Raw genomic sequence first — 24313 nt, 5'->3', positions numbered from 1 at the left:
TTCAAATGAAAACCTTAAACGATTTCAATTTCAAAGATAAAAAAGCTTTAATCAGAGTAGATTTTAATGTTCCGTTAGACGAAAATTTTAATGTTACAGATACCAACAGAATTGAAGCTGCAAAGCCAACAATTGATAAAATTCTTGCAGACGGCGGAAGTGTAATTCTAATGTCGCATTTAGGAAGACCAAAAGGAAAAGAAGAAAAATATTCTTTAAAACATATCGTTAAAACAGTTTCAGAAGTTCTTGGAACAAATGTAGAATTTGCTTCAGATTGCAGAGGTGAATTTGCTTTTAATACTGCTGCAAATTTAAAACCAGGTCAAGTTTTACTACTAGAAAATTTACGTTTTTATGCAGAAGAAGAAGCTGGAGATGTAGATTTTGCTAGAGAACTTTCTCAACTTGGAGATATCTATGTAAATGATGCTTTTGGAACTGCCCACAGAGCACATGCTTCTACAACAATTGTGGCACAATTTTTCCCAAATCAAAAATGTTTCGGTTTGCTTTTGGCAAAAGAAATAGATAGTTTGAATAGAGTTTTAAAAAATTCTGTCAAACCAGTTACCGCTATTCTTGGCGGCTCTAAAGTTTCTTCAAAAATTACCGTTATTGAAAATATTTTAGATAAGGTAGACCACATGATTATTGGTGGTGGAATGACTTTTACATTCATCAAAGCTTTAGGTGGAAAAGTAGGAGATTCTATTTGTGAAGACGATAAACTAGATTTAGCTATCGAAATTTTACATAAAGCCAAAGAAAAAGGTGTTCACATTCATATTCCAGTTGATGTTGTAGCTGCCAATGCTTTTTCAAATGATGCAGCAACACAAATTGTTGATGTTCGTGAAATTCCTGACGGATGGCAAGGACTTGATGCAGGACCAAAATCATTAGAAAATTTCAAAAAAATTATAATGGATTCAAAAACAATTCTTTGGAATGGTCCGTTAGGTGTTTTTGAAATGGAAAAATTTGCTCACGGAACCATTACTTTAGGAGAATATATTGCAGAATCAACTGCCAATGGTGCTTTTTCACTAGTTGGTGGTGGCGACTCTGTTTCAGCCGTAAAACAGTTCGGGTTAGAAGACAAAATGAGTTACGTTTCTACTGGTGGTGGAGCTATGTTAGAAATGCTTGAAGGAAGAGTTTTACCAGGTATTCAGGCAATTTTAGACTAAAAAAAGACTTTAACAATAATTAAACATATTGTTGCGTTATAGTTAGTAACTTTGCATTTTAGCATAAAATGCTGATTAACAAATTTTTGAGAATACAAAATATGATTATAAAAAATAAATTAACAGCGTTTCTTTTGGTAGCTTCTTCAGTTGTTTTCGGACAAGAAGTTGCAACACAACAAGATTCGATTGTAAAAAAAGAGACCAAAATTTCCTACTTAGATTCAATAAAAGCGACTTTCGTTAATGACGAAATGGCTTCATGTATTGATAGTCTTTGGATGAAAGAATTAACCTCTTTAGACGTTTACAGCACTCTTCTAGAAGATATAAAAAATATTGATATCGATAAACCTGTTGATTATGAATTGCCAACAGAATTATTGAAAGAACGTTTAAAGATATTAGACGAAAAATCACCTTTCAATATTGAGTACAACATTGGTTTAGAAAATGTTATTAAGTCATTCTTAAAAAACAGAAAAAAAGGATTTGAACGTTTGATGGGAATATCTCAGTTTTATTTTCCAATATTTGAAGAAGCTTTAGCGGTTCAAAACATCCCATTAGAAATTAAATATCTTGCTGTTGTCGAATCTGCTTTAAATCCGAGAGCGGTTTCTAGAGTTGGCGCGACAGGTTTGTGGCAATTTATGTATCAAACAGGAAAACAATATGGTTTGAACATTACTTCTTATGTTGATGAAAGAAGCGATCCTTTACGAGCAAGTCAAGCGGCAACCCAATACATGACCAATATGTACAAAATTTTTGGTGATTGGGATTTAGTTTTAGCGTCTTACAATTCTGGTCCTGGAAATGTTGCCAAAGCTATTCGTCGTTCAGGAGGTCAACAAAACTATTGGAACATTAGAAAAAATCTTCCAAAGGAAACTCAAGGATATCTTCCGGCTTTTTTAGCAACAATGTATATTTTTGAATATCATAAAGAACACGGAATAGTTCCGAATAAAGCTGTTGCCAATCATTTTGCAACTGACACAATTTTGATTAAAAAGCACATGACTTTTAAACAAATTTCAGATTTGTTAGATGTTCCAGTGGCTGAAATCCAGTTTTTCAATCCTTCTTTTAAGAGAAATGAAATTCCAGCAATTTCTGGTGAAAAAAACTTCTTGAGATTACCAAAAGATAAGATTGCAATTTTTGCTTCCAACGAAGACAAGGTTTATGCCTATGTAAAATATCAAGCAGACAAAAGAGAACGTCCATATGAGCGTCTAGCATCTGTTAAACAAAATGATTCTACTAATGTTGCTTTTGCCGAGAGAGAATTTACCACTAGAACCAAATATCATAAAGTAAGGAAAGGAGATAATCTTAGCGAAATTGCAGATAAATATCAAGTTTCAATTGGTGATATTAAAAAGTGGAATGGATTAAGAAGTAACAAAGCACCTTTGGGAAGAAATCTTAAAATTGTCTCTACAGAAAGAATAGCTTACAAAGACAAAAAAGATTCAAAAGCCGATTCAGTTGCAACCAAATTGCCTAAAGTAATTTCTAATGAAAACATCAGCATTGCTTCAAATGAAGTAAAAGCTGAAAAAGTTTTCAAGACAGAAAAAGTAGTAACTTACAAAGATGTTACTAAATATCATAAAGTTAAAAAAGGTGATGTACTTGGTGAAATTGCCGATAAATATGAAGTTTCTGTTGCCGACATTAAGAAATGGAACAAAATAAAAGGAAGCAATATTGGTCTAGGCGATAACCTAAAAATTATCAAAAACGAGAAAGTAGTTACAACCGTTAAGAAAGAAGTTAAACAACCTTTTGCATCTAAAAAAGAAGAAATAGCTGCAGCTGAACCAAAAATTTCTAAAGCGAAAAAAGAAGAAAAAGTTGATACAACTTCAAAATCTGAAAACTATTATGTTGTAGCTAAAGGTGATAATCTGAGCGCTATTGCAAGAAAAAATAATATTACAGTTCAAAACATTAAAGAATGGAATAATTTAATTGATACCAATGTAAAAGTAGGAACGCAGTTAATTATTTCAGGTGAAAGTTTAGCAGAAGCCAAAGAAGAACCAACTTCTAAAGCTGAACTAAAAAATATTGAACACGTAGTTGGTAAAGGCGAATATCTTGGAACTATTGCTAGAAAATATAATACAACAGTTAATGATTTATTAGAATTAAATTCGCTTTCAGACACAAATATCAAAGAAGGTGACAAACTAATAGTTGGTAAAGAAGAAATCGCTTCTATAGCAGATAAAAAAGCTAAGAAGAACGATTATGCATCCAATCAGAAGAAAGCTAAAGAGAAAATGTACCAAGTAAGAAAAGGAGATTCTTTATTTAGTATTTCTCAAAAATTCCCTGGAGTTACCATTTCAGACATTAAAAAATGGAATAATATCAAAGGTGAAAGTATCCAACCTGGAATGAAATTAAAAATTAACGGATAATACAAAAATCTTACATAAATTTGGGCTTTATTTCTAATCATGAATAAAGCCCTTTTTTTATTTTCTATTGTAGCTATTTTTCTAACTTCTTGCGATTCTAAAGAGGTTAAAAATACTAGTGAAACTTCTCGAAAAACCAACGAAGTTGCCGTTATTATCGACGACCAACTTTGGAATGGAGAAATTGGTGATAGCGTGCGAAATAAATTTGCCTCTCCAGTTGTAGGTTTGCCTCAAGAAGAACCTATTTTTACATTGAATCAATATCCAGTAAAACTACTTGAAGGTTTTATGAGCAATAGTAGAAATATTATTGTGGTTAAAAAAGAAGCTAAAAGTCAGTTTAGAATTGAAAATAATGAATATGCTAATCCTCAAGTAGTTGTTCATGTTTCAGGTAAAACGGTTCAAGAGATTTTAGATACCATTCAAGCAAATGATTCGCTTATTATTAGCAGAATAAAAACTTCAGAAATTAAAGTTTTTCAAGATAGAATAAAAAAAGACTCTGTTTTAGATTTCAAAAAAGTAGTAGAGAAATTCAACATCAAGATTAACATTCCTTCCAAATACCGAATGGTAATGCATGGAAAAAAGTTTATTTGGTTCAAAAAAGACATTACAAGTGGTAACATGAGTTTGGTTTTTTATCAAGTACCACTTAATAGCATTAAAGACAATGGTAAAGCTGTCAACAGAATAATTCAAATTCGTGATTCTATTGGTAGAATTTATATTCACGGAGCTGTTCCAAAAACTAGAATGATAACAGAACCAGCATTTTCTCCTTATTTTTCAAAAACCAAAATTTTCAATAGAGAAACATTTGAAACCAAAGGAAATTGGGAATTACTTCACGAATCAATGAACGGACCATTCATCAATTATGCTATTATTGACAAAACCAACAACAGAATTTTAATAATTGAAGGATTTTGCTACGCACCATCAAAACAAAAAAGAGATTTAATGTTTGAATTGGAATCCATTATTAAATCGGTTCAGTTTTTAAAAAAGAAATAAAATGGCAGAAAGTATAAAATGGAAAATAAAGCGATTTAACGAACTATCTCTTCAAGAACTATATTCTTTACTGCAACTTCGCTCTCTTGTCTTTGTAGTGGAGCAAAATTGCGTTTATCAAGACATTGATGGTAAAGATGAAAAAGCATTACACTTACTTGGCGAGTTACAAGGCAAAATTGTAGCCTACGCAAGATTGTTTAAAGCAGGAGACTATTTCGATAATGCTTCTATCGGAAGAGTTATTGTTCATCCGGAAGCGCGCGATAAAAAGTTTGGACACGAAATGATGCAACAAGCCATTGAAGGAATTAAAATTCATTTTAACGAAACCAAAATTACTATTTCGGCACAATTGTATTTAAAGAAATTCTACGAAAGCCATGATTTTGTTCAAACAAGCGAAATGTATCTAGAAGACGATATTCCGCATATTGAAATGAAAAGAGAGCATTAAATCTTTGTAATTAAAATCTCCACACGTTTATTATCAGATTCTATTCCGCCTGGAATAGGAAACTTTCTTCCGTAGCCCATGTGAGTCATTCGGTTAGGCGAGATTCCTTTTTCAATTAGATAGTCAAATACTTTTTTAGCTCTTGTATGCGATAAATTATTTTTGCCAGAAAATCGGTCGTGAGCATCGCTATGAGCGCTTCCTATGCAACAAACATGACCTTGAATTTCGATAGTTGTGTTGGGATTTTCATTTAGATAAGTTACAATTTTATCAAGTTCGATTATTGCTTCTTCTGGATTTTCAAAAATCGTTAAACTACCTTTAAAAAGTAGATTTTTGATAATGATTTTATCACCAACAACTAATTTATCTGAAAAGGTTTTGTAATTTTTGTAACGCTTTTCAGAGTCTTTGTTTGAAATATTATTTTCTTCAGAACTTTTAGAAAAAGTAATTTCTAGAACAGCTTTTCTATTGTTTTTTCTAGATTCATCAACAGAAGAATTCATCAAAGGAAGTTCACCTTTGCCAAGAATAGAGTTGCAATTCAGATTAAATTCCTTTTTCAAATAATTTGCAACTGATTGCGCTCTATTTGTAGATAAAATCAAGTTGTTTTCTGTTGAACCAACATCATCACAAAAACCTTCAATTGAAATAGACGCAATGACTAAAGTTTCATCAGAAAAAAAAGCAGTCAAAGTTCCTTCGGCTTCAGAAGATAAAGCAAATTCGTTTGAATTAAATAAAACTACAATTGTTTTTTGTTCTTCTTGTGAATAGAGAATGGAACAACAAAAAAGGAAAAACAAATAAATTTGCTTCATAAATTATATCTTGGTAATTACCAACTCAACTCGTCGGTCATATTCTGGTTCTTTACCAAGTGGAACAGTATTTCCGTATCCTTTGAATGTCATTCTGTTTTTTGGAACTCTTCTAAATGCCAAATATTTATAGACAGATTGTGCTCTATTGGTTGATAATTGACGTTTTTTAGTGTCTTTATCAATAGCTTCTTTTTGATTTGGTGGCGTGCAACAAACATGTCCTTGAATTTCAAACTCAATGTTTTTATATCTCAAACACAAAAGCGCAACTTTGTCTAATTCACTTTTGGCTTTAGTTGTAAGGTGGCTACTACCTTTGTCAAAAAGAATATTTTCAAGATAAATATGATCGCCTACCACATGATTTTTTTGAATCATATTATAAAACCCAGGCAAAACCAATTTAGGAAGTTCTTTCAGGTTTAAAACAACATCTACACGACGATTTTTAGAGCGTTTTTCGGGAAGATTATCTACAATATCATCATCAATAAGTATTCTTCCTTTTCCTTCAATGGTAACGATGATTTTGTTTTTGATGCCATTTTCTATCAGTTTATTTTGAATGGTATTGGCTCTGTTGGTAGAAAGTTTAAAATTATAAGCTTCTTTTCCAATATCATCGGTGTAACCAAAAATTTGTACCGATTCAATTCTAGTAGAATCCGTATTTTTAATGAAATTAACTACCTCTTTGGCTTGTTTATCATCTAAAGAAAATTTATCAAATTCAAAATAAACAGAATAAACTGCTTCCTCTTGAGCCGAAATAAAACCAAAAAATAAAAGTGGTAAATATTTTAAAAATCGAAACATTATTGTAGTATTTTGTTGTACTCAGTTGGGTTAGCCAAAATAGAACTTGCTTTTGCAATTTCTTGATTATTTTTTACATAATATTGGTACAATCCTTCTTTGTATTGATAGCGTTTAATAACTTCATCCAGAATTAATTTCTTAATTTCCTTCTGATTTTTATCTAAAAGCGCTTCTTCACTTTTTTGTAGAGCAGCAAATAATTGATCGTATTGAGCTTTAATAGATTCGTCAATTTTTTCTTTTTTAGCTTTTTCTAAAGTGTTTTTCAAAGCCAATTCTGTTTCGGTATCGAAGCTAATTTTTTCTTTTTTCAAAAACGCTTTAAAGTCTGCAAAATCTGCATCAGTAATGGTTGGAATTTTATCTCCAAGCGAAGGATTTTTGTAGTAGTAATTAGTTACATAATTAAAAATGCCATCGTTCTTTTGAAGTACCTCAGCAATAGTGCTTAGTTTGGTTTCTTCCAGTTCTACATCAGGCTGAATTCCACCACCATCATAAACTGTTCTTCCTTTTTTGGTTTTGAAGGCTGTATATTTTGAAGCATCTGTACGAGTAGCTTTTCCGTCTTTGTCTTTATGCCAATAGTCTAATGCCTGAATACATCTTCCAGATGGTGTATAATAACGAGAAATTGTAACTTTTACTTGAGTTCCATAAGTCATATCAATTGGTCTTTGAACTAAACCTTTTCCGAAACTTCTGCTACCAATTACAACGGCACGATCTAAATCTTGCAAAGCACCAGATACGATTTCAGAAGCTGATGCACTTTTTCCATCAACGATAATTGCTAGCGGAATTTGTAAGTCGATAGGCTCTCTAGTTGTCTTGTAAGTAACATTATACTTAGGATTTTTAGATTTAGTAGTTACAATAACTTCACCTTTGGGCACAAAAAGGTTACATACATTAACAGCTTCGTTTAAAAGACCTCCTGGATTTCCTCTTAAATCTAAAATAATTCTTTCGGCACCATCTGCTTTTAGTTTTTCAAGTGCTTCTTTAGTTTCTTGAGTGGTTTTTCTATTGAAAGCAGAAAGCACAATATATCCTGTTTTTTCATCAATTTTTGAGAAAAACGGAACGGCTTTTATTTCTACTTCATCCAAAACGATTTGTGCTGTTAGCGTTTTTCCTTGACGAAGGTATTTTACTTCAACTTTAGTGTTTTTGGCTCCTTTTAACAATTGAGAAGCATCTTCTTTAAAATCAGCCAATAGCACGTCACCAATCTGAATAATGGCATCACCAGCTTTCAATCCGGCTTTGTCTGCAGGAAATCCTTTATATGGTTCTTTTATGATTAGCTTATCTTCTTTTCGAGTAATCATCGCTCCAATTCCAGTATATTCACCAGTGTTGTTGATTTTAAATTTTACAACATCTTGTTCGTTGAAATAATTAGTATATGGATCTAAATCGGCCAACATACTTTTGATAGCTTTATCCATCAATTCAGAAGGATTTACTTCATCAACATAGTTTTGATTTACGGTTTTGAAAAGTGTTGTGAAAATTTCAATTTGCTTAGCAATTTCAAAAAAATCGTCTTTGAAACTAGCGCCAACAAATAAAAAACCCGAGGCAACAATCGGAATTATATATCTTTTTTTAAAGTATTGAAACATAATTGTATTTCTTTTTTCTTGTATTATGAATTTACGAAAGTAATAAACAGTGTCAAATATATTGTAATATGATTAGAAAACTAATTTTTTTAATTTATCCTTAAGAATTCAATTTCAAATGTTCTTCTTTAAGAACGGCTATCCATTTTTCGAAAAGCAAAATTGTTTTTTCATTTATTTCGGCATAGCTGAGTCGTTCTTTGGTTTGATAAAAAAACATAACAGCATATTTTTGTTCTAAATTATCGAGTATCAAATGTTTATTTAATCTGTAACATTCTCGTAAAACTCGTTTGAAATAATTCCTATCTACGGCATGTTTGAAATGTTTTTTGGAAACAGAAACGCCAAATTTTATTTTTCCTTCACAATCTTCAATAGATGTATAAACCAATCGTAAAGGAAATTTTGAGACAGATTTTCCTTCAGTAAAAAGCAAATCGATGGTTTTTCTGCTTTTAAGTTTTTCTTTTTTCGGATATTTGAAATCCACTTCTGTTGACAAATTATTTGGTAGTATAAATATTGTACACCATTTTCAAATCTGGATAGTTGATGTAAAACTGCATTCTATTGTTTTCTTTTTTGCGAGTAACAATTAGAATAGCACATTTAACACCATCATTATCAGTGCAAATAAAACCTAAAGTATCATCATTTTCATTTGAAACCTTTTCAAGATAGGATTCAATTTTATACAATTGAAGCTCTTTTGAATTTACAACAAATCGATCTTTATTTGCATCTAAAGTAATAATGATTTCAGCTTTTTTAAATTCGGTCCATTCGTTCCAACCACCTTTAGAATTTTTATCCATAACACTCAAACTACTCGTTTTGAAAGTGTAAACTTGTGCTGAGGTTTTGTGTAAACCTAGGTTTATGGTAAGTAAAAAAAGTATATAATGTAAAGGTTTCATAATTGAAAAATTTAATCGAGTGTAAAACTACAAATTCTATTCCAAAAAAAAGCGTTCCAACTTTAGAACGCTTTTTGGTTTATTTTATTTCGTAAGAATTATTATCTGGTTTCACATCTGCCATTAAACCGCTAGGATCAATAGTGATTTTTTTAATTGCTGTTTTCTCTTTATCAATTTCAAAGAAATAATTCGGGTTTCCCCAAGCCCAATCTTTCAGAATAGTTCTTTTAATTTCTGGTGTTGGATTTTCTTTTTCAAAACTCATCATTCGCAACGGAATGTAAAAAGTTTCTTTTGTGCCATCGGTATATTCTACTAAAATATCTATTGGCATTGGCATTCTTCCAATTCTTTCGAGAGAAACACCAGTTTTTTTGACGCCATCAGTTGCGCTTTCAACATTTTTAATTCCGTAATCAATAGTGTTCAAAGTTTTAGTCCAATCGGTTAAATACCAATCTAGATTTGCTCCCGAAACTCTTTCTGCTGTTCGTTTTATATCGTTTGGAGTTGGATGTTTGAATTTAAATTCTGAGTAAAATCTTTTTACTGTTTTCATCAAATTCTCTTTTCCAATAAGGTATTCTAACTGCGTCAAGAAAAGTTCACCTTTGCTGTAGGAAGCGATACTATAACTTCTGTTTTCATCATATCTATCAGCATGAGTTGAAAGTGGTTGTTCTTTGCCAGAATTTGCTAAATTTATGTAAGCTTTATATGCACCAGCAAACGGATTAGCGACTTTTTTTTCATCCAACTCATTAACTCCTAAATCTTCAATAAAAGAGGTAAATCCTTCATCCATCCAAGAGTGTTTACTCTCGTTAGTAGCTAAAACATGTTGAAACCAAGAATGACCCATTTCGTGAGCAATAACACCAATCAATCCTTGAAGTGTTCCTTCGCCTAAGATTAGAGTACACATTGCATATTCCATTCCGCCATCGCCACCTTGAATAACAGAATATTGCTCATAAGGATATTTACCAACGGTAGTATTAAAAAAGTTTAATAACTGAACGGTTTTTGGTTGTGCTATTTTCCAGTTTTCAATAATTTTAGGATTGTTTTTGTATAAAAAATGCAGTGTGGTTCCAAAATCTGTTTTTACTACATCGTGGATGTAATTTTTATCTGCTGCCCAAGTAAAATCGTGCACCATTGGAGCTACAAAATGCCAAGTTAACGTTTTCTGTTTTTTAGGGATTTTTACAATAACACCTTCGTTTTGATAGTTATATCCAATTTCGTTTCCGTTTTGTAGATAGCCTGTTCCGCCAAGAAGGTAATTCTTGTCTATTGTTATTTTTACATCAAAGTTACCCCAAACACCATGAAATTCTCTTGCGATGTAAGGATCTGCGTGCCATCCTTCAAAATCAAATTCGGCAATTTTTGGATACCATTGTGCCATTGAAAGTTCTACACCTTCTTTGTTATTTCGTCCAGAACGGCGAATTTGAATTGGAACTTGTCCTTCAAAATCTAATGTAAAAGTTGTTGTTTGTCCAGGTAAAATAGGTTTAGCTAAAGTAACTTCTAAGATAGTTTCTACTTCTTTAGCAACAGCACTTTGGCCGTCTTGTTTAAAATTTGAAATGTGTAAATAACCAATTTCATTCGGTAGTAATTTGGCTATTCGACTTTCGTTTTTAGTTGTTTTATCGTCAACTTTAATTTTATTTACCATTCTGCCATCTGGGTCTTTTACAGACTGCAATCGCATATCCATTTCACTTCCTGGTTGAAAAGCGTTATTGTACAAATGGTAGAATACTTTTCGTAAAGTATCTGAAGAATTATTAGTGTAAATTAATTCTTGTTTTCCTTTGTATTGGTATGTTTTAACATCCATCGAAACTTCCATTTTGTAATCAGCTTTTTGTTGCCAATAACCATTACTTTGCGAAAAAGAAGTTGAAAAACTTGTAATAAAAAAAGAAAGCGCAATAAATTTTTTCATCAGATTTTAAATAAAAAATGGAAGAACGTTATGCTCTTCCATTAGTTTGATACTATAGTTTTTTATTTTTTTGACATTTGTTCTGCCATTAACAAAGCATTGTAAGCATTAACAATTTTACCTGAAACACAAGTGTTTGAAAATGGGACAGCAGTTTTTTGCTCACCTACAACAACATTTGCTGATATTGGAGTTCCAGAATCCATAAGAATATGTTTCACTTGAGATGCTGTTAAATTTGGGTAATATGAACGAATTAACGCAGCAACTCCAGCAGCATTTGGTGATGCCATTGATGTTCCTTGTAAATATTTGTATTTGTTGTTAGGAATGGTAGCATAGATTTGATTTCCTGGAGCGAAGACATCTACATTCATTTTTCCAAAATTTGAAAAAGAAGCAATAATATTAGTTCCATATTCTTTGTTTAATGCACCTATAGAAAGGAAATTATCAGCAATTTCTTTACCATTCACTTCATCAGACGGAAAGTTTGGTTCTGTATCTATATCTTTAGCATCGTTTCCAGCGGCATGAACAATTAGTACATCTTTGCTAGCTGCATATTTTATAGCTTCCCAAACCCATTCTTTTTGTGGAGAATAATCTTTTCCAAAACTTCCGTTGATAACTTTAGCTCCATTATCTACCGCATAACGTATTGCTAAAGCAATATCTTTATCATATTCATCACCATTTGGAACAGCACGAAGAGCCATAATCTCAACATTGTTAATCACACCATCGCCACCTTTTCCGTTTCCACGAACTTGTGCAATAATTCCTGCTACGTGAGTTCCGTGTAAGCCATCAGTAACATCTGGTCCTTTTACATTTCCATTACCATATTTTTTATCGTTAATGTCATTTGGATTGTCTCCAACAAGTTTTCTACCATCATGATTTACATTCAAATTATAATTTAATTGCTCATAAACATAATCAATGTATTCTTTAATTTCATCTTGAAAACCTTCACCAGCTTGTGTTGCAACGCTGGTCATTATCATTTTACTCTGATTAAGATTAGCATCAGTTGTTGAGATTGCTTTTAAATCTGCTAAAGTGTAAACCTCTTTCTTAAGATGTGTTCTTATATCTTTATCAGCTTTAGCAATCATATCAACTTGAGGTTTTTGTTGATTCATCTCTGCTAATTTAGCATCTAACTCAGCTTTTGCTTCTGCATAACCAGGCGTATTTGGTCCTTTTTTAACAATTCTTGTTAACTCTAAATTTTCATCGTTTGATTCTCCAAGAAAGTTCCAACCATTTATATCGTCAATGTATCCGTTATTGTCATCATCTTTTTTGTTTCCAGCAATTTCTTTCTTGTTGGTCCAAACTTTACCTTTTAAATCTTCGTGACTAATGTCAATTCCAGAATCGATAACGCCAACAATTACTTTTTTGCCTTTTTTATTTTTTAAAAGTTCGTTGTAAGCTTTATCAACACTCATTCCTGGAATAGTATCTTTCACTAAGTCTAAATGACTCCAGCGTTTTAAATCATCTTCTTTTACAGGTGTTGTTTTTAATGGAGTTTTATCAATATTTGCCGGATTTGTTCCAACCATTGGAGCTAATGATGGGCTACAACTTGTAAGTGCAAGCGCTACTATAGCCGAGATAAAAAAAGGTTTTATTAATTTCATTATTATTAATTTAAAAAATTGGTTTAAAAGTATTTAGTTTTATTAGAATTTAAAAATGATTAACATTAGATTAAGATATCTTCACATTTAAAAACTTCTTTCAATCGAATGCCTTTTTCTGTTTTTTCTACTGTGATGATTTCGTTGTGCGCATCGTGTTCTAATAATAAATAGAAGTTATTTTCTGCACAATTTTCTAAAAACTTCGATTTTTCTGGCATTGTTAAAAGTGGTCGCGTATCATAACCCATAACATAAGGTAAAGGTAAATGTCCTGCAGTTGGAATCAAATCGGCACAAAAAACAATAGTTTTATCTTGATATTGAATATGCGGAATCATCATTTTTTCTGTGTGTCCATCAACATAAAAAATCTCAAATCCCAAATCACAAATCCCAAAATCTGAATCAGGTCTTTTAATGAAATTTAACTGTCCACTTTCTTGCATAGGCAAAATATTTTCTGAAAGAAATGATGCTTTTTCGCGCTGATTTGGTTTGGTTGCCCATTCCCAATGGTTTTCATTGGTCCAAAATTTGGCATTCTTGAAAGCAACTTCATAACCTGTTTTGTCCTTGTTCCAATTTACGCTTCCACCACAATGATCAAAATGCAAATGCGACATAAAAACATCGGTTACATCATCACGATGAAAACCATATTTAGCCAATGATTTGTCTAAGGAATGATTTCCCCAAAGCGAATAATAACTAAAAAATTTCTCCGATTGTTTGTTTCCCATTCCAGTGTCTATAAGGATTAAGCGATTTCCTTCTTCAATTAAAAGGCAACGAGCTGCAATGTCAATAAGATTATTTTCGTCTGCCGGATTGGTTTTATTCCAAATGGTTTTTGGCACTACACCAAACATGGCACCACCATCTAATTTAAAATTTCCAGCTTCAATTGGGTAAAGTTTCATGATTTTTAATTTTAAAAACGTTGCAATTTACTAAATAGGTTGGTTTGATAAACGATAAAATCAATTTTTTCTATGGAAACATTAGTTATAAAAATGTTAGTGTTTGTTGATAAAATCGATAATTGTAGTAACTTTGCCATTAATTTAGACAAAATCAAAATAAGCAATGATAAAAGTTTCTGATTCAGCAAGCAAAAAAATCATCGATATGATGAAAGATGACGGTTTTGACGCTGCCCAAGATTATGTTAGAGTAGGCGTAAAAAGTGGTGGTTGCTCAGGTTTGTCATATGAATTAAAATTTGACAAAGAGTTGGGTGAAAACGATAAAGTTTTTGAAGATAATAATGTAAAAATAGCCGTAGAAAAGAAATCGTTTTTGTATTTAGCAGGAACAATTTTAGAATTTTCAGGCGGATTGAACGGAAAAGGATTTGTATTTAATAATCCAAATGCAAGTAGAACTTGTGGTTGCGGAGAATCATTCTCTTTGTGATAAATCTAAAAAAGCAATAAATCGAAATAATCTAAAATAGATAGAAATGGCAAAATACAGTTCGTTTGAAGAAATGGAAGTTTATCAAAAAGCTCTTGAATTTGGAGTTAAAGTATATAAATTAACATTGACAAACCAACAAATTTCCAAAGATTTTGGGTTAAAAGATCAATTACAAAGAGCAGCATTGTCAATTTCAAATAATATTGCTGAAGGATTTGAAAGAGAAACTAAAAAAGAGTTAATAAGGTTTTTATATTTTTCAAAAGGATCTGCAGGTGAATGTAGAAATATGTTTAATTTTTGAAATTATTAGAATATATAAATGGAGAAAATTTTTACAATCATAGAAATGATGTTTTAGAAATTTCAAAACAACTTGGAAATTATATTAAGTATTTGAAGAATTTAGAAAAACAGAATAAAATTAATCAAAAAGATTAAAAAAATTATAAGAGCAATTTTATTTTAGATTTTTTAGATTTTTCAATTTTTTAAATAAAAATGGCAAAATATACAGAAGACGACTTAAAAGTCGAATTAGAAAACAAAGAATATGAATATGGATTCTATACCGATCTGGATTCGGAGACATTTCCTATTGGGTTAAATGAAGATATTGTTCGTGCGATTTCTAAAAAGAAAGAAGAACCTCAATGGATGACCGATTGGCGTATTGAAGCGTTTCGTGCATGGCAAGAAATGATAGAACCAGAATGGGCAAATGTTCATTATGACAAACCCGATTTTCAAGCAATTTCATACTATTCAGCTCCTAAAAAAGCCGATCCAAATAAAACACTAGACGATGTAGATCCTGATCTTTTAGAAATGTATAAAAAGTTAGGAATATCTATCGACGAACAAAAGAAATTGAACAATGTTGCAATGGATATTGTTGTCGATTCTGTTTCTGTAGCAACCACTTTCAAGAAAACATTGGCGGAAAAAGGAATCATTTTCATGAGTATTTCTGAAGCAATTCGCGAGTATCCAGAATTGGTTCAGAAGTATTTAGGAACGGTTGTACCTCAAAGAGATAATTTTTATGCAGCGCTAAATTCAGCGGTTTTCTCTGACGGAAGTTTTTGTTATATTCCAAAAGGTGTTCGTTGTCCGATGGAATTGTCAACGTATTTCCGAATCAATCAAGCAGGAACAGGACAATTTGAAAGGACACTTCTTATTGCTGACGAAGGCAGTTATGTTTCTTACTTAGAAGGTTGTACAGCGCCGAGTCGTGATGAAAATCAATTGCACGCAGCTGTTGTAGAACTTATTGCTTTAGATAATGCCGAAATAAAATATTCAACAGTTCAAAACTGGTATCCAGGAAATAAAGAAGGAAAAGGTGGAGTTTTTAACTTCGTTACTAAAAGAGGAATTTGCGAGAAAAACGCAAAAATCTCATGGACACAAGTAGAAACAGGTTCGGCAGTAACTTGGAAATATCCATCAGTGGTTTTAAAAGGTGACAATTCAATTGGAGAATTTTATTCGATTGCCGTAACCAATAATTTCCAACAAGCTGATACCGGAACTAAAATGGTTCATTTAGGAAAAAACACTAAATCGACTATTATTTCAAAAGGAATTTCGGCAGGAAAATCGCAAAACAGCTATAGAGGTTTGGTTCGAATTAGCGCTAATGCAGATAATGCTAGAAACTTCTCTCAATGTGATTCTCTTTTGATGGGAAATAATTGTGGCGCTCATACTTTTCCGTACATTGAAAGTAAAAATTCAAGTGCAAAAATCGAACATGAAGCAACGACTTCAAAAATCGGAGAAGACCAAGTATTCTACTGCAATCAAAGAGGAATTCCAACTGAAAAAGCTATTGCGTTAATCGTAAATGGTTTTAGTAAAGAAGTTTTAAATAAACTACCAATGGAATTTGCAGTTGAAGCACAAAAATTATTAGAAATTTCGTTGGAAGGATCAGTTGGATAATCAATATTAAATCAGAATAAAAAACACATTCAAAAAATGTTATCAATAAAAAACTTACACGCTTCGGTTGAAGACAAAGAAATATTAAAAGGAATTAATCTTGAGATAAAAGCAGGAGAAGTTCACGCCATTATGGGGCCAAATGGTGCCGGAAAATCTACACTTTCTTCTATTATTGCAGGAAACGAAAATTATGAAGTTTCTGAAGGCGAAATCCTTTTAGAAGGTGAAGATATTTCAGAATTAGCGCCAGAAGAAAGAGCGCACAAAGGTGTTTTCTTGTCGTTCCAATATCCAGTTGAAATTCCAGGAGTTTCTGTTACGAATTTTATCAAAACAGCGATTAACGAAAAGAGAAAAGCTAACGGACAAGAAGAAATGCCAGCCAACGAAATGCTGAAATTAATTCGTGAGAAATCTGAATTATTGGAAATGGATAGAAAGTTCTTATCTCGTTCTTTAAACGAAGGTTTTTCGGGAGGAGAAAAGAAACGTAACGAGATTTTCCAAATGGCGATGTTAGAACCAAAAATCGCTATTCTAGATGAAACCGATTCAGGTCTTGATATTGACGCACTTCGTATCGTTGCTAATGGCGTAAACAAGCTTAAAAACGAAAACAACGCTGTTCTAGTAATTACGCATTACCAGCGTTTATTAGATTATATCATTCCGGATTTTGTTCATGTGTTAATGGACGGAAAAATCGTAAAATCAGGCGGAAAAGAATTGGCTTACGAATTAGAAGAAAAAGGATACGATTGGATAAAAAGTGAATTAAATTAAAAATTTGAAGTTCGAAATTTGAAATTGTTAATATTCAAATCTCAAATCTCAAATCTCAAATCATTGTATGGATTTAAAAGAAAAATTAGTATCGTCTTTCATGGCATTTGAAGAGCAAATCGATGTGACTTCGCAGTTGCATGATGTGCGTACTTCAGCTATAAAAAACTTTGAAAATAAAGGTTTCCCAACCAAAAAAGAGGAAGCATGGAAATATACTTCGTTGAACGCCATCTTAAAAAATGACTTCACCGTTTTTCCAAAACACGAAAATGCAATTGAATTTGCTGAGGTTAAGAAGTATTTCCTTCATGAAATTGACACCTACAAAGTGATTTTTGTGGACGGAAAATTCTCTTCGTTTTTATCATCAACTACACATGATGGATTGGATGTTTGCTTGATGTCATCGGCATTGACCAAACCAAAATACAAAATGGTTATTGACGAGTATTTCAATAAAATAGCTAGTAAAGACGAGACTTTAACTACGTTGAATACCGCTTTCGCTAATGAAGGTGCGTACATCAACATTCCGAAAAGTAAAGTGGTTGAAAAACCAATCGAAATCATTTATTTCTCTACTGGAGTTGAAAATGCTTTGATGGTGCAACCTCGAAATTTGGTAATTGTTGGTGAAAATGCTCACGTTCAAATCATTGAAAGACACCAATCGTTGAACGAAAATCCCGTGTTGACAAATGCAGTTACTGAGATTTTTGCTCAAAAACGTGCTATCGTTGATTATTACAAAATTCAAAACGATTTGCTAACAGCAAACCTAATTGATAACACCTATATTTCTCAAAAACAAGAAAGTAGAGTTTCGGTTCACACGTTTTCTTTTGGTGGAAACATAACCAGAAACAACTTAAATTTTTATCATTTTGGAGAAAGAATTGATTCTACTTTAAAAGGAATTACGATTATTGGTGACAAGCAACATGTTGATCATTATACACTTGTAAATCATGCAACGCCAAATTGCGAAAGTCATCAAAACTATAAAACGATTTTAGCAGACAGTTCAACAGGAGTTTTTAATGGTAAAATTTATGTTGAAAAAGAAGCTCAAAAAACCGATGCTTTTCAGCAAAATAACAATATTTTAATTGGTGATAAAGCTACAATCAACGCCAAACCACAATTAGAAATTTTTGCCGACGATGTAAAATGTTCACACGGTTGCACGATTGGTCAATTAGACGAAAGCGCTATGTTTTACATGCAACAACGCGGTATTCCAAGGAAAGAAGCTAAAGCACTATTGATGTATGCGTTTTCAAATACTGTAATCGAAAGCATCAAAATACCCGAATTAAAACAACGAATTACTAAGATTATTGCTAATAAATTAGGTGTTAATTTAGGTTTTGATTTGTAGATAAAAATTTCTTTTATATAACAAAAAAGCTTTCCATTTCGGAAAGCTTTTTTTATGATTCGTCCTTAGTTGTTTTAATCAATCCAATACCAGAAACAAAAAAGACTACACCTAACACTCCATATATAATTAAGGACTTTATATCTCTTTCGCTTCCAGCAGTACTTGAAAACACTACAGCAGTGTATATAAGTCCAACAATTCCTAAAACCGTAAGGAATCCACCAAAAATCCTTTTCATATTCATGATATTATTTTTTTAGATTATCCCTACAAAAGTAGATGGCAGTTGCTCAGAAATATTACACATTTAAACTAAAAATTTGTAAATTTATTAGGGTTTTTTATTCAAACTCCCAACAACGCCACTCAACAAACTATTAAAATCAAATTCGGAATCTTCTTTCAAACCCATTCTAACGATAACTAAATCATGGCTTGGGAAAATTGCTACCATTTGTCCTTGATAGCCACTTGCGTATAACATGTTTTTTGGAGCATTTGGAAATCTTCCGCCAGCGTTTAACCAAAATTGTGCACCATATTGACCATTGGAAGAATTCGTTGGAGTTGCAACGTATTTAGCCCAACTTTCATCAAAAATTTGTTCGCCGTTCCAATTGCCTTTGTGTAAATACAATAAGCCAAATTTTGCCCAATCACGTGTGGTTGCCCAACCATAAGACGAACCAACAAAATTTCCAGCCATATCGGTTTCAACAATAGCTGAATTCATACCGATTTTGTCTAATAAATTGGTGTACCAGAAATCTAAATATTCTTGATGCGTTTTGAATTGTTTTCGCAAAATTCCGCTTAACAAATTGGTTGTTCCTGAAGAGTAATTCCAGGTGTTATTTGGTTTTCCAACCAATGGTTTATTGATTTGTGATTTGGTCATATCTTCTTCAATGAAAAGCATTTTGGTCACATCCGAAATTTTACCATAATCTTCTTCCCATTCTAATCCTGAATTCATATGAAGTAAATCGTTTGTTGTAATTTTAGAGCGTTCATCGGTTGCCCATTCTGCAATTGGAGCGGCTTTCATGATATCGAATTTGCCTTGTTTTTGCAAAACTCCAAATAAAGTTCCTGTGATACTTTTCGTCATCGACCAACCTAAAATTCTTGAGTTTTTATTGAAACCATCCGCGTATTTTTCGGCAATAATTTTGTTTTTATAAATTACAATTACCGAACGTGTTCGCTTGTCTTTTTGACCTTTTTTATCGAAAGCATTTTCAACAATAGCGTTTAATTTGACATAATCAATGTTTGAAAAAACAGTGTCTTTTTGGTCTAAATTTCCATAAGGAAAAGGTAAATTAGTATTTATTTTAGTCCTTTTCGGAACATTGTACGGTTTGGAAACATCAAAATCATCGTTAATCAATGTTGCTCCTAATCCTTCACGATAAATAGCTTTTCGTTCTTTTAATCCATAGACTTTTGAAGTAACAAATCGTTCAGCATCATTAATTTCATTGGTTGCCCAATCTATTTTATCAATATCATTATCGCCTTGTTCAATGGTTTCCAATGAACGATTATCTAAAAAATGTCCTGACGTAACGCTTTTAGATGAAAAACCAGTTATCATATCAAGTTGCGGATAAATTTCTATTCGAAGATAAACTAAAACTAATAGGAGTAAAACCGCGAATATTTTGAAGAATTTTTTCATTGTAAATAGATTTTCATGCAATTTATAAATTAAAAATGAAATCAGTAATCATTATAAAGTTTTACATTTATAAAACTATGATTTTATTAACATCTGTTTGGTAAAAATCAGTTTCAATTTTATTACTTTTGTATTTAGAAAAATTCTAAATAAAGAAATGTTAGATATAAATAAAATACGAGCAGACTTCCCAATATTATCGCAACAGATTTATTGTAAACCGTTGATTTATTTTGATAATGGCGCGACATCTCAAAAGCCAAAAGTGGTTATTGACGCTATTACAAAATATTATGAACAATTGAATGCAAATATTCATAGAGGTGTGCACAAATTGAGTCAAGATGCTACCGATGCGTATGAGGTTTCTCGTGGTAAAATTCAAAATCACATTAATGCTAAATTCCCATACGAAGTAATTTTTACTTCAGGAACTACACATTCTATAAATACCGTGGCGAATGGTTTTGCTTCTATTTTGAACACCGGCGATGAGGTTTTAGTATCTGCTTTAGAACATCATAGTAATATTGTGCCTTGGCAAATGTTGTGTGAAAAAACCGGAGCTGTTTTGAAAGTAATTCCGATGAACGAAGCTGGTGAATTAATACTATCAGATTACGATAATTTGCTTTCAAATAAAACTAAAATTGTAACTGTAAATCATATTTCAAATGCCTTAGGAACGATTAATCCTATTGAATATATGATTAAAAAAGCGCATGAAGTTGGTGCTGCTGTTTTAATTGATGGCGCGCAAGCAATACCGCATTTAAAACCTGATGTTCAAGCTTTAGATTGTGATTTTTATGTGTTTTCAGGACATAAAATTTGTGGACCAACAGGCGTTGGAATTTTATATGGAAAAGAAGAATGGCTTCGAAAATTACCTCCATATCAAGGAGGTGGCGAAATGATTGCTACGGTTTCATTTGAAAAAACCACTTATGCTGATTTACCACACAAATTTGAAGCAGGAACACCCAATATTGAAGGTGGAATTGTACTTGGAACAGCAATAGATTATATGAATGAAATAGGTTTTGACAATATTGCTTCCTACGAACAAGAATTACTAGAATACGGGACAAAAAAACTTCTTGAAATAGAAGGATTAAAAATCTATGGAACGGCTAAAGAAAAAGCTTCTGTAATTTCTTTTAATATTGATGACATTCATCCTTATGACATTGGCACGATAATAGATAAATTAGGAATAGCAGTAAGAACAGGGCATCATTGCGCACAACCGATAATGGATTTCTTTAGTATTCCAGGAACTATTAGAGCTAGTTTTGCTTTTTACAATACTAAAGAAGAAATTGATATCTTTGTCGAAGCCGTTAAAAAGGCTAAAATGATGTTAACTTAAACACATAATTATGAAAGTATTTACATTATTAGTACTAACCATTTTCATGGCAAAAGGATGTTCACAAGAGGCTAAAAACGATATTGCTAATGCGAAAATTGTTTATACAGCTAATACTCGTGGTTTTTATCAAAAAATAACAATACAAAATCAAGAAATTTCTGTTTCTAGAGAAAGAGACTCGGCCGACAAAGGAGTTACTTCCAAAATTTCTGATGCTGATTGGAAAGAGTTAGTTGGATATTTTGAAAAAATAGAACTTGATAGTTTGTCAACTTATAAAGACCCGACTCAAAAAAGAGTTTATGATGGTGCAGCCATTGCAGAGTTGATAATTAATTACAAAGAGAAAGAATATCAAACCAAAAATTTTGACCATGGTTATCCACCAGTTGAAATTGAAAAGTTTGTGAACAAATTGGTTTCTTTGGTTAAAGAAGAATAAATAGATTATAATAGATATTGAAATAATTCAGCATAATATGACAATACAAGAAATACAGGACACAATTGTTGATGAATTTTCGATGTTTGACGACTGGATGCAACGTTATGAGTACATTATCGATTTAGGGAAAGCACTTCCTTTAATTGATGAACAGTACAAAACAGAAGATAATATAATAAAAGGTTGTCAATCTAAAGTTTGGGTTCATGCAGAACAAAACGAAGATAAAATAGTTTTTACTGCAGATAGTGATGCTATTTTAACCAAAGGAATAATTGCAATATTGATTAGAGCCTTTTCCAATCAAAAAGTAGCGGATATATTAGAGGCAAATACCGATTTTATAGATGAAATAGGATTGAAAGAACATCTTTCTCCAACTCGTGCCAATGGTTTGGTATCAATGGTTAAACAAATAAAAATGTATGCTTTAGCGTATAATGCTAAAAATTAAATAATTATGGAAGAATTTAAAGATGAAATTAATTTAGGTGAGAATGTAGTTAAGGTTTTAAAAGGAATTTACGACCCAGAAATCCCTGTTGATATATATGAGTTAGGTTTGATATATGACGTGATGATTAATGAGGATAATGAAGTAAAAGTATTAATGACTTTAACATCACCAAATTGTCCAGTTGCAGAGACTTTACCTCGTGAAGTGGAAGAAAAAGTAACCAAAATTGATGTAGTTAAATCATGCGAAGTTGAAATCACTTTTGATCCACCATGGAGCAAAGATTTAATGAGCGAAGAAGCAAAACTTGAATTAGGAATGTTGTAAAATGTCAGAAGAGATTATAAATAAAGTTGCCAATTCTGCACTTGAAGTTTTCGATTTGGAAGATTATTATCCAAATGGAGTTCGAACTCAAATAGACATATCAAAATGGCTTTATGAAGGATTTCTTTTGAAAGAGAAAGACTTTCGTGAAGCATTAAAAAATCACGATTGGTCACAATATCAAGGTCATTTAGTTGCAGTAAATTGTTCAACAGATGCCATAATTCCGGCTTGGGCAAGTATCCTAGTTACTGTTTATGTTTCACCATTTGCAAAGAAGGTTGTTTTAGGTAATTTATCTGATTTAGATACTTTATTGTATCAAGAGATTTTGTCTGAAATTAATTATTCTACTTATCAAGATAAGCCTGTTATTTTAAAAGGTTGTTCTAAAAAACCAGTACCAGAAAGTGCTTACATCATTGCAATTCAAAATCTTCAACGAGTTGCAAAAAGTATAATGTATGGCGAAGCATGTTCAGCTGTACCATTATACAAGAAAAAGTAGTTTAAATTCTACAAAATCAACAGCTTACATTTTTTCATATGATTTGTTAAAGTCAAATGTATTTTTACCTTTGCACTCGAAAATTTTAAAACAAAACAAAATGAAAAAAATTTTACTTTCAATAGTTTTTTTAATGACTGTGAGTTTATCAATGGCTCAAAACACAGAAAAAGAGAACTTAAAAAAAACTGAAGAAGCTGCAAAAGTTGCTGCAGATAAACCTAATGGATGGGTTAAAAAAGGGACTTTTACTTTTTTAGCAAATCAAGCAACTTTCAATAATTGGTTAGCAGGTGGTCAAAGTAACATCTCAGGAAATGTGGGATTAAATTATGATTTCAATTACAAAAGCGGAGATTGGAATTGGGACAACAGATTATTTGCTGCTTATGGTCTTACAAAAATAAAAGATCAAGAAATGCAAAAGTCTGATGATAGATTGGAATTCAATTCGTTATTAGGTAAAAAAGCTTCTGGTTATTGGTTTTATTCAGCGTTTTTTAACTTTAAAACTCAATTAGACTCTGGTTTTGATTTAGGGTCTGGAATAAAAACTTCTCATTTCTTTTCACCTGCCTTTTTTCAATTTGGACCAGGTATGATGTGGAAAAAAAGTGATAATTTGAAAGTAAATATTGCTCCTGCAACTTCTAAATTAATTATTGTTCATCCTCATTTTACAACTTTTGGTTCTTCATTTGGTGTTGCACAAGGTGATAATACACGTTTTGAATTTGGAGCAGCGGTAAATGGTTATTACAAATTTAATTTAATGGAAAATGTTACTGTTGAAAATATATTAAATTTATATTCAAACTATTTAGAAGATCCTCAAAATGTAGATATTGATTATACTTTAAATATTGCAATGAAAATCAATAAATCTTTATCAACAAATTTTGCATTCCAAACAATTTATGACGACAATGCATTCAGAGGTTTTCAAACTAGACAAATTATTGGTTTAGGAGTGAATTATGGTTTTTAATACTTAAATCAATTATATAAAAAATGCCTTTAGAATTTCTAAAGGCATT

25 protein-coding genes are annotated in these 24313 nt (G+C 31.7%); 15 read left to right on the top strand and 10 right to left on the bottom strand.

Annotated features, from left to right (window positions below; genetic code table 11):
• The first annotated feature begins 5 nt into the window (after positions 1 to 5).
• From ABD766_RS05810 to ABD766_RS05795, 4 genes are all read left to right on the top strand, one after another.
• The gene (locus tag ABD766_RS05810; protein WP_344815782.1) at positions 6 to 1193 is read left to right on the top strand and encodes a phosphoglycerate kinase; all 1188 of its coding nucleotides are present in this window, start codon (positions 6 to 8) and stop codon (positions 1191 to 1193) included.
• Between the two features lie 101 nt (positions 1194 to 1294).
• Positions 1295 to 3631 (top strand): LysM peptidoglycan-binding domain-containing protein, encoded by a 2337-nt coding sequence (locus tag ABD766_RS05805; RefSeq protein WP_344815781.1) that lies wholly within the window; start codon positions 1295 to 1297, stop codon positions 3629 to 3631.
• A 39-nt stretch (positions 3632 to 3670) separates the two neighbouring features.
• Positions 3671 to 4654, top strand: coding sequence for a DUF4837 family protein (locus ABD766_RS05800; RefSeq protein WP_344815780.1), 984 nt, complete (start codon positions 3671 to 3673; stop codon positions 4652 to 4654).
• A gap of 1 nt (position 4655) precedes the next feature.
• Positions 4656 to 5111 (top strand): GNAT family N-acetyltransferase, encoded by a 456-nt coding sequence (locus ABD766_RS05795; protein ID WP_344815779.1) that lies wholly within the window; start codon positions 4656 to 4658, stop codon positions 5109 to 5111.
• Here ABD766_RS05795 and ABD766_RS05790 read toward each other — a convergent pair.
• The 8 genes from ABD766_RS05790 to ABD766_RS05755 form a co-directional block, all read right to left on the bottom strand.
• The gene (locus tag ABD766_RS05790) at positions 5108 to 5941 is read right to left on the bottom strand and encodes an OmpA family protein (RefSeq protein WP_344815778.1); all 834 of its coding nucleotides are present in this window, start codon (positions 5939 to 5941) and stop codon (positions 5108 to 5110) included. The two genes, ABD766_RS05795 and ABD766_RS05790, sit on opposite strands and share 4 nt — an antisense overlap.
• A 3-nt stretch (positions 5942 to 5944) precedes the next feature.
• Entirely contained in the window at positions 5945 to 6760 is an 816-nt protein-coding gene (locus ABD766_RS05785; protein ID WP_298303334.1) for an OmpA family protein, read from the bottom strand.
• Positions 6760 to 8394, bottom strand: coding sequence for a S41 family peptidase (locus ABD766_RS05780; protein WP_344815777.1), 1635 nt, complete (start codon positions 8392 to 8394; stop codon positions 6760 to 6762). Before ABD766_RS05780 ends, ABD766_RS05785 begins: the two co-directional genes overlap by 1 nt.
• A gap of 100 nt (positions 8395 to 8494) precedes the next feature.
• Positions 8495 to 8887, bottom strand: coding sequence for a ribonuclease P protein component (gene rnpA, locus ABD766_RS05775; protein WP_344815983.1), 393 nt, complete (start codon positions 8885 to 8887; stop codon positions 8495 to 8497).
• 13 nt (positions 8888 to 8900) lie between these two features.
• The gene (locus ABD766_RS05770) at positions 8901 to 9314 is read right to left on the bottom strand and encodes a hypothetical protein (protein ID WP_344815776.1); all 414 of its coding nucleotides are present in this window, start codon (positions 9312 to 9314) and stop codon (positions 8901 to 8903) included.
• A gap of 79 nt (positions 9315 to 9393) precedes the next feature.
• Positions 9394 to 11280, bottom strand: coding sequence for a M1 family metallopeptidase (locus ABD766_RS05765; protein ID WP_344815775.1), 1887 nt, complete (start codon positions 11278 to 11280; stop codon positions 9394 to 9396).
• 62 nt (positions 11281 to 11342) lie between these two features.
• Positions 11343 to 12935 (bottom strand): S8 family peptidase, encoded by a 1593-nt coding sequence (locus ABD766_RS05760; RefSeq protein ID WP_344815774.1) that lies wholly within the window; start codon positions 12933 to 12935, stop codon positions 11343 to 11345.
• A gap of 65 nt (positions 12936 to 13000) precedes the next feature.
• Positions 13001 to 13858: an MBL fold metallo-hydrolase gene (locus ABD766_RS05755; protein ID WP_344815773.1), complete on the bottom strand. Its 858-nt coding sequence runs from the start codon at positions 13856 to 13858 to the stop codon at positions 13001 to 13003.
• A gap of 166 nt (positions 13859 to 14024) precedes the next feature.
• On the opposite strand from ABD766_RS05755, the gene ABD766_RS05750 reads away from it, so the two are divergent.
• From ABD766_RS05750 to sufD, 5 genes are all read left to right on the top strand, one after another.
• Positions 14025 to 14354: a HesB/IscA family protein gene (locus tag ABD766_RS05750; RefSeq protein ID WP_344815772.1), complete on the top strand. Its 330-nt coding sequence runs from the start codon at positions 14025 to 14027 to the stop codon at positions 14352 to 14354.
• 46 nt (positions 14355 to 14400) lie between these two features.
• Positions 14401 to 14661, top strand: a complete 261-nt coding sequence (locus ABD766_RS05745) for a four helix bundle protein (RefSeq protein WP_344815771.1) — start codon at positions 14401 to 14403, stop codon at positions 14659 to 14661.
• Positions 14662 to 14858: 197 nt separating this feature from the next.
• Positions 14859 to 16307, top strand: coding sequence for a Fe-S cluster assembly protein SufB (sufB, locus tag ABD766_RS05740; protein WP_344815770.1), 1449 nt, complete (start codon positions 14859 to 14861; stop codon positions 16305 to 16307).
• Between the two features lie 36 nt (positions 16308 to 16343).
• Complete coding sequence (sufC, locus tag ABD766_RS05735; protein WP_344815769.1) at positions 16344 to 17093, top strand: Fe-S cluster assembly ATPase SufC; 750 nt, start codon at positions 16344 to 16346, stop codon at positions 17091 to 17093.
• 67 nt (positions 17094 to 17160) lie between these two features.
• Positions 17161 to 18477 (top strand): Fe-S cluster assembly protein SufD, encoded by a 1317-nt coding sequence (sufD, locus tag ABD766_RS05730; protein WP_344815768.1) that lies wholly within the window; start codon positions 17161 to 17163, stop codon positions 18475 to 18477.
• Between the two features lie 52 nt (positions 18478 to 18529).
• Here sufD and ABD766_RS05725 read toward each other — a convergent pair whose 3' ends face one another.
• Both ABD766_RS05725 and ABD766_RS05720 read right to left on the bottom strand, forming a co-directional pair.
• Positions 18530 to 18718 carry a hypothetical protein gene (locus tag ABD766_RS05725; RefSeq protein WP_298303352.1) on the bottom strand — a complete coding sequence of 63 codons (189 nt, stop codon included), beginning with the start codon at positions 18716 to 18718 and terminating at the stop codon, positions 18530 to 18532.
• 93 nt (positions 18719 to 18811) lie between these two features.
• Complete coding sequence (locus ABD766_RS05720) at positions 18812 to 20164, bottom strand: serine hydrolase domain-containing protein (protein ID WP_344815767.1); 1353 nt, start codon at positions 20162 to 20164, stop codon at positions 18812 to 18814.
• Positions 20165 to 20321: 157 nt separating this feature from the next.
• On the opposite strand from ABD766_RS05720, the gene ABD766_RS05715 reads away from it, so the two are divergent.
• From ABD766_RS05715 to ABD766_RS05690, 6 genes are all read left to right on the top strand, one after another.
• Positions 20322 to 21536, top strand: coding sequence for an aminotransferase class V-fold PLP-dependent enzyme (locus tag ABD766_RS05715; protein ID WP_344815766.1), 1215 nt, complete (start codon positions 20322 to 20324; stop codon positions 21534 to 21536).
• A 10-nt stretch (positions 21537 to 21546) separates the two neighbouring features.
• Entirely contained in the window at positions 21547 to 21981 is a 435-nt protein-coding gene (locus ABD766_RS05710; RefSeq protein WP_344815765.1) for a hypothetical protein, read from the top strand.
• A gap of 37 nt (positions 21982 to 22018) precedes the next feature.
• The gene (locus ABD766_RS05705; protein WP_344815764.1) at positions 22019 to 22438 is read left to right on the top strand and encodes a SufE family protein; all 420 of its coding nucleotides are present in this window, start codon (positions 22019 to 22021) and stop codon (positions 22436 to 22438) included.
• Positions 22439 to 22444: 6 nt separating this feature from the next.
• Positions 22445 to 22768 carry an SUF system Fe-S cluster assembly protein gene (locus ABD766_RS05700; protein ID WP_298117622.1) on the top strand — a complete coding sequence of 108 codons (324 nt, stop codon included), beginning with the start codon at positions 22445 to 22447 and terminating at the stop codon, positions 22766 to 22768.
• 1 nt (position 22769) lies between these two features.
• On the top strand, positions 22770 to 23276 hold the full coding sequence (locus ABD766_RS05695; protein ID WP_344815763.1) for a DUF2480 family protein: 507 nt from the start codon (positions 22770 to 22772) through the stop codon (positions 23274 to 23276).
• A gap of 100 nt (positions 23277 to 23376) precedes the next feature.
• Positions 23377 to 24264 (top strand): DUF3078 domain-containing protein, encoded by an 888-nt coding sequence (locus ABD766_RS05690; protein ID WP_298303364.1) that lies wholly within the window; start codon positions 23377 to 23379, stop codon positions 24262 to 24264.
• The last annotated feature ends 49 nt before the right edge of the window (positions 24265 to 24313 follow it).

Origin of the sequence: Flavobacterium cheonanense, from assembly GCF_039539185.1 — a bacterium.
Classification (GTDB): domain Bacteria; phylum Bacteroidota; class Bacteroidia; order Flavobacteriales; family Flavobacteriaceae; genus Flavobacterium; species Flavobacterium cheonanense.
The sequence above is the reverse complement of the archived record's forward strand: the minus strand, read 5'-3'. Positions and strand labels throughout refer to the sequence as shown.

Excerpts from the sequence above, each read along its gene's own strand:
- ABD766_RS05760 (WP_344815774.1), bottom strand. The coding sequence starts at position 12,935 with ATGAAATTAATAAAACCTTTTTTTATCTCGGCTATAGTAGCGCTTGCA.
- ABD766_RS05715 (WP_344815766.1), top strand. The coding sequence starts at position 20,322 with ATGTTAGATATAAATAAAATACGAGCAGACTTCCCAATATTATCGCAA.
- ABD766_RS05690 (WP_298303364.1), top strand. The coding sequence starts at position 23,377 with ATGAAAAAAATTTTACTTTCAATAGTTTTTTTAATGACTGTGAGTTTA.
- ABD766_RS05725 (WP_298303352.1), bottom strand. The coding sequence starts at position 18,718 with ATGAAAAGGATTTTTGGTGGATTCCTTACGGTTTTAGGAATTGTTGGA.
- ABD766_RS05700 (WP_298117622.1), top strand. The coding sequence starts at position 22,445 with ATGGAAGAATTTAAAGATGAAATTAATTTAGGTGAGAATGTAGTTAAG.
- ABD766_RS05770 (WP_344815776.1), bottom strand. The coding sequence starts at position 9,314 with ATGAAACCTTTACATTATATACTTTTTTTACTTACCATAAACCTAGGT.
- ABD766_RS05780 (WP_344815777.1), bottom strand. The coding sequence starts at position 8,394 with ATGTTTCAATACTTTAAAAAAAGATATATAATTCCGATTGTTGCCTCG.
- ABD766_RS05805 (WP_344815781.1), top strand. The coding sequence starts at position 1,295 with ATGATTATAAAAAATAAATTAACAGCGTTTCTTTTGGTAGCTTCTTCA.
- ABD766_RS05705 (WP_344815764.1), top strand. The coding sequence starts at position 22,019 with ATGACAATACAAGAAATACAGGACACAATTGTTGATGAATTTTCGATG.
- ABD766_RS05750 (WP_344815772.1), top strand. The coding sequence starts at position 14,025 with ATGATAAAAGTTTCTGATTCAGCAAGCAAAAAAATCATCGATATGATG.
- sufB (WP_344815770.1), top strand. The coding sequence starts at position 14,859 with ATGGCAAAATATACAGAAGACGACTTAAAAGTCGAATTAGAAAACAAA.
- sufC (WP_344815769.1), top strand. The coding sequence starts at position 16,344 with ATGTTATCAATAAAAAACTTACACGCTTCGGTTGAAGACAAAGAAATA.
- ABD766_RS05720 (WP_344815767.1), bottom strand. The coding sequence starts at position 20,164 with ATGAAAAAATTCTTCAAAATATTCGCGGTTTTACTCCTATTAGTTTTA.
- ABD766_RS05745 (WP_344815771.1), top strand. The coding sequence starts at position 14,401 with ATGGCAAAATACAGTTCGTTTGAAGAAATGGAAGTTTATCAAAAAGCT.
- ABD766_RS05710 (WP_344815765.1), top strand. The coding sequence starts at position 21,547 with ATGAAAGTATTTACATTATTAGTACTAACCATTTTCATGGCAAAAGGA.
- ABD766_RS05800 (WP_344815780.1), top strand. The coding sequence starts at position 3,671 with ATGAATAAAGCCCTTTTTTTATTTTCTATTGTAGCTATTTTTCTAACT.
- ABD766_RS05695 (WP_344815763.1), top strand. The coding sequence starts at position 22,770 with ATGTCAGAAGAGATTATAAATAAAGTTGCCAATTCTGCACTTGAAGTT.
- ABD766_RS05810 (WP_344815782.1), top strand. The coding sequence starts at position 6 with ATGAAAACCTTAAACGATTTCAATTTCAAAGATAAAAAAGCTTTAATC.
- ABD766_RS05755 (WP_344815773.1), bottom strand. The coding sequence starts at position 13,858 with ATGAAACTTTACCCAATTGAAGCTGGAAATTTTAAATTAGATGGTGGT.
- sufD (WP_344815768.1), top strand. The coding sequence starts at position 17,161 with ATGGATTTAAAAGAAAAATTAGTATCGTCTTTCATGGCATTTGAAGAG.
- ABD766_RS05795 (WP_344815779.1), top strand. The coding sequence starts at position 4,656 with ATGGCAGAAAGTATAAAATGGAAAATAAAGCGATTTAACGAACTATCT.
- ABD766_RS05785 (WP_298303334.1), bottom strand. The coding sequence starts at position 6,760 with ATGTTTCGATTTTTAAAATATTTACCACTTTTATTTTTTGGTTTTATT.
- ABD766_RS05765 (WP_344815775.1), bottom strand. The coding sequence starts at position 11,280 with ATGAAAAAATTTATTGCGCTTTCTTTTTTTATTACAAGTTTTTCAACT.
- ABD766_RS05790 (WP_344815778.1), bottom strand. The coding sequence starts at position 5,941 with ATGAAGCAAATTTATTTGTTTTTCCTTTTTTGTTGTTCCATTCTCTAT.